The sequence below is a fragment of the Micropruina sp. genome (assembly GCF_027492755.1).
Lineage (GTDB): Bacteria > Actinomycetota > Actinomycetes > Propionibacteriales > Propionibacteriaceae > Micropruina.
Window position 1 is genome coordinate 1 of the sequence record NZ_JAPUED010000012.1, and the last position, 4001, is coordinate 4001.

Here is a 4001-nt window from a genome sequence, read left to right on the forward strand (position 1 = left end):
GATCACCGGCGAGAAGCCCGACGTGGCGACCAATACCTCGGTCGATCTGTGAGGATGCTGACGTCACTGGACGGCTGAGGTCCATGTAGCCGGCCCGACTTCGTGGGCCCTGGCCACCCAGCAGTTGCGGCTGAAGCCGAAGTCCGGGTCTGCTGGCCCCAGAGGTGGGCTGACGCTGGTCGCTTGGCGCTACGGAGTTCGGGCTTGGAGCGACGTTCACTTCGCCAACGATCTTGCGAATCTCGTCGCCGTCGGTGGCACGGCCAACCAGGCCAAGGGCGGTGCGATGTCGTCCGATCGTGGCCGATCCGAGCCGCTTGGTGCGGGTACGCCGTCTGCTCGCCACCTGCCCGTGAGTGACGACCGCTCTTCGAGGGACTGCTGATCGCCGTTGGTCGGGCTTGTCGAAACTCTCCTTGGCGACGGGTTTCGACAAGCTCAACCAGCGAAACGCCGCATTGTTCAACCCGCGCCGGTCGTTCGTTACGGATGGGTTCCGTCCGGAATGCGGCCTAACGTGAGGGAATCGACCAGCGAAAGGCGGTAGCGATGACCGAGAATGTCGACCCGATCCCGGGTGATCCGGACTTCCCGTGGGAGCCGCCGTTGGCGGGCAGCGAGTTGGAGCATCTGATCGGCATGCTCGACCGGTTGCGGTGGACCTTCCGCTGGAAGGCGTCCGGCTTGGACGCCGACGGCTTGAGTAAGCGGCTCGGCCCATCGGCGCTGACCCTGGGCGGGCTGCTGCAACATCTTGCCGGTGTCGAGGCGCTCCGCTTCACCTGGGACCTCGACCGTTCCGACCCCGGTGAGCCTTGGCGTTCGGCCGACTGGAGTGATTCCGACTGGACGTTCACCACGGCCGCCGACAAGTCTCCGGACGAGCTGTACCGGCTCTATGACGATGCCGTGGCCGCCGCCCGGGAGCGGCTCGCCGCGGTGATCGCGGACGGCGGCATCGACCGGCCCAGCGCGCTGGGTGAGGGTGATCAGCGGGCCAGCGTGCGCCGCCTGGTCTGCGACCTGATCGAGGAATACGGACGGCACACCGGCCACGCCGACCTGCTGCGAGAGAACGTCGACGGCCTGGTCGGCGAGGATCCGCCCGCAAGCTGGCGTCCTTAGCGAACCCGATGGTCGAGCGTCTCGAGACCTCGGCCGCCAGGCTCGAACATCGGGGGACGGTTCTTTCTCGTTCGAAATCCGCACCCGCGAGAACCGTCCCCGGACGTTCGAGATTCGCATCTCTGGGGACGGTTCTTTTCGTTCGAAATTCGCACGTGGGAGAACCGTCCCCGGGTGTGCGAGGGCTCAGACTGGCTTGCGGGCGATCAGTGCGATGCCGGTCAGGTGGTCGGCGTGCTTCACGAAGGTGCGCCGCATTGTCAGCACCCGGCGGCGAGCACCCGGGTTGCGGAGCAGGTTCCAGGCGATCCGCAGCACTCGTCCGAGTCCTTCGTCGGCCAGGTTTCGGCGCAGGTTGAGCAGTGCCATCGGTGCGGTGCCGGTCCACTCCACGACCAGGCCGGCGTCGGTGAGCAACCGGCGCCATTCGGAGGCGGTCAGCGGCCGGGCGTTCACCTTGATGGTGCGGGCCAGTTCCTTGCGGATCTCCTCGCCGACGGACGGGTCGAGATCATCCGGTTGCAGCCCCAGTTCGTGGATGGCGTAGCACCCACCCGGACGCAGCAGTCGCGCGGCCTCGGCGATGATGGCCTGCTTGCCGCGTTCGGTCTGCATGGTCAGCATCGCCTCGCCGATCACCACGTGGGCACTGGCCGCGGGCAGGCCGGTGTCAGCGGCGTCCGCGGTGATGGTGCGCCCACCGGAGGGACCGACGATGTCGGCGACCAGCGCGGCCGCGGACGGGTCGGCGTCCACGCCGACGTAACTGGCGGGCCGGCTGCGCAGGATCAGTTCGGCCGTCTTCCCGATGCCGGGCGCCAACTCGACCACGTCGGTTCCGGTGAGGCCGAGCCGGTCAAGCAGCCCGGTGGTGAGTTCCAGGCCGCCCGGGCGGAGTACCCGTTTACCGAGCCGGGCCAGCAGCCAGTGCCCCTGGGCGTCCTCGGGCCGGCGGTTCTGCTGCGGCAGTGTCTGCATCGCGACCACCTCAGTCGCGGGTGAGTAGGAAGAGCGCCAGTTTGGACGGCGCCAGCGCCTCGACCGCGTGCGGAACCCGGGTGCCGAGGTGGATCAGGTCGCCGGGCTCGAGGACTACGCTGCGGCCGTCGGCTGTAATCCGCAGCGAGCCCTCGAGCGTCTGGAGGAGCACCGGGATCGCGGCCGTGTGCTCACGCAACTCCTCACCCTCATCGAAGGCGAACAGGACGACGTTGGTGCCCTCGGCTCGCAGCACCGTGCGCGAGACCGTGGACTGTGGCTGCACCTGCACCATCGACGCCAAGTCGGTTACGTCGGTCATGTCAGTCACAGCCACTCCTTTATTTACTACATGTTTGTATGTAGAAAATCTAGCTCGTTGGCGAGACTCGCGCAATGGCCGGTCGACGGCGACGTAGCCGGACGAAAGCGGCATGTAGGGTGGGAAACCGACAGGGGAGCGCCATGGGGCGCTGAGAGTGCGGATCGACCGCAGACCCTCGAACCTGATCCGGCTAGCACCGGCGTAGGGAGTCGGGATCTCCTCACCACCGCGGTGAGCCCTCCGGCAAGGAGGAACACGTCATGTCCAGGAATACTCGCAAGATCGCAGTCGGGGCTGCGGCGCTGCTGAGCGGAATGGGTCTGCTGGCCGGCTGCGGCTCCATGCCGGCCGGACCGAGCTCGGGTCCGGCCAGCTCGAGCGCCTCGGCACCCACCGAATCGAAGAAGCTGACCGTCGTCACCCACGACTCGTTCGCGCTCAGCGACGAGCTCAAGAAGGAGTTCGCCGACAGCACCGGCTACGCCGTGACCTACGTGCAGCCCGGCGACGGCGGGGCGCTGGTGAACCAGCTGATCCTGAGCAAGGACTCGCCGCTGGGCGACGTGGTGTACGGCATCGACAACACCTTCGCCGGACGCGCCCTCGCCGAGGGCGTGGTGACGCCCTACACCCCGGCGTCCGTGCCCGAAAGCGTGGCCAAGCTGGCCGCCGACGACAGCGGACGGCTCACCGCCATCGACCTGGGTGACGTCTGCGTGAACGCCGACAAGAAGTGGTTCGCGGACAAGAAGCTGGCCCTCCCCGCGACGCTGAACGACCTGACCAAGCCCGAATACAAGGACCTGCTGGTGGTCGAGAACCCGGCGTCGTCCTCACCCGGCCTGGCCTGGCTGACAGCCACCGTGGGCGCTCAGGGCGACCCCGGCTACCTGGAGTACTGGAAGGCACTGAAGAACAACGGGGTCAAGGTCGTCAAGGGCTGGACGGAGGCCTACTCCACCGAGTTCTCCGGCTCGTCGGGCAAGGGCTCGCGCCCCCTGGTGGTCTCGTACAGCACCTCGCCCGCGTTCGAGGTGCCCAAGGGTGGCAAGGAGTCCAACACCACCGCGCTGCTGCAGACCTGCTTCCGTCAGGTCGAGTACGCGGGCGTGATCGCCGGTGCGCAAAACGAGGTCGGCGCCCGGAAGTTCATCGACTTCCTGCTGACCAAGAAGGTGCAGGCCGACATTCCCGGCGAGATGTACATGTACCCGGCCGATTCGTCTGTCGAACTGCCGAAGGACTGGCAGCGGTTCGCGCCGCTGGCCGAGCAGCCGTTCAGTGTGCCGGCCGAGACGATCTCGGCCAAGCGGGACAGCTGGATCCGGGAGTGGACCGCGACGGTGATCGGCTGACCATGCCTCGGTGGGAGCATCCGTCGGTCGAGCGAGCGCCCAGTCCGTCGGTCGAGCGGGTGGCCAGTCCGTCGGTCGAGCGAGCGCCCAGTCCGTCGGTCGAGCGGGTGGCCAGTCCGTCGGTCGAGCGAGCGCCCAGTCCGTCGGTCGAGCGGGTGGCCAGTCCGTCGGTCGAGCGAGCGCCCAGTCCGTCGGTCGAGCGGGTGGCCAGTCCGTCG

Annotated in this window: 4 protein-coding genes and 1 riboswitch; of the genes, 2 read left to right on the plus strand and 2 right to left on the minus strand. The window is 67.7% G+C overall.

From position 1 onward, the window contains the following. Positions 1 to 549: 549 nt before the first annotated feature. On the plus strand, positions 550 to 1125 hold the full coding sequence (locus tag Q0066_RS00625) for a DUF664 domain-containing protein (RefSeq protein ID WP_298129042.1): 576 nt from the start codon (positions 550 to 552) through the stop codon (positions 1123 to 1125). A 186-nt stretch (positions 1126 to 1311) separates the two neighbouring features. Here Q0066_RS00625 and Q0066_RS00630 read toward each other — a convergent pair whose 3' ends face one another. Continuing rightward, the gene (locus Q0066_RS00630) at positions 1312 to 2103 is read right to left on the minus strand and encodes a class I SAM-dependent methyltransferase (protein ID WP_298129044.1); all 792 of its coding nucleotides are present in this window, start codon (positions 2101 to 2103) and stop codon (positions 1312 to 1314) included. 10 nt (positions 2104 to 2113) lie between these two features. Next, entirely contained in the window at positions 2114 to 2425 is a 312-nt protein-coding gene (locus tag Q0066_RS00635) for a cupin domain-containing protein (RefSeq protein WP_298129046.1), read from the minus strand. 122 nt (positions 2426 to 2547) lie between these two features. Beyond that, a riboswitch (TPP riboswitch) is annotated at positions 2548 to 2653 on the plus strand. Between the two features lie 35 nt (positions 2654 to 2688). Here Q0066_RS00635 and Q0066_RS00640 point away from each other — a divergent pair. Continuing rightward, positions 2689 to 3783 carry a thiamine ABC transporter substrate-binding protein gene (locus Q0066_RS00640; protein ID WP_298129048.1) on the plus strand — a complete coding sequence of 365 codons (1095 nt, stop codon included), beginning with the start codon at positions 2689 to 2691 and terminating at the stop codon, positions 3781 to 3783. The last annotated feature ends 218 nt before the right edge of the window (positions 3784 to 4001 follow it).

Coding starts and splice junctions, on each gene's coding strand:
- Q0066_RS00625 (WP_298129042.1), top strand. CDS start 550: ATGACCGAGAATGTCGACCCGATCCCGGGTGATCCGGACTTCCCGTGG.
- Q0066_RS00630 (WP_298129044.1), bottom strand. CDS start 2,103: ATGCAGACACTGCCGCAGCAGAACCGCCGGCCCGAGGACGCCCAGGGG.
- Q0066_RS00635 (WP_298129046.1), bottom strand. CDS start 2,425: ATGACCGACGTAACCGACTTGGCGTCGATGGTGCAGGTGCAGCCACAG.
- Q0066_RS00640 (WP_298129048.1), top strand. CDS start 2,689: ATGTCCAGGAATACTCGCAAGATCGCAGTCGGGGCTGCGGCGCTGCTG.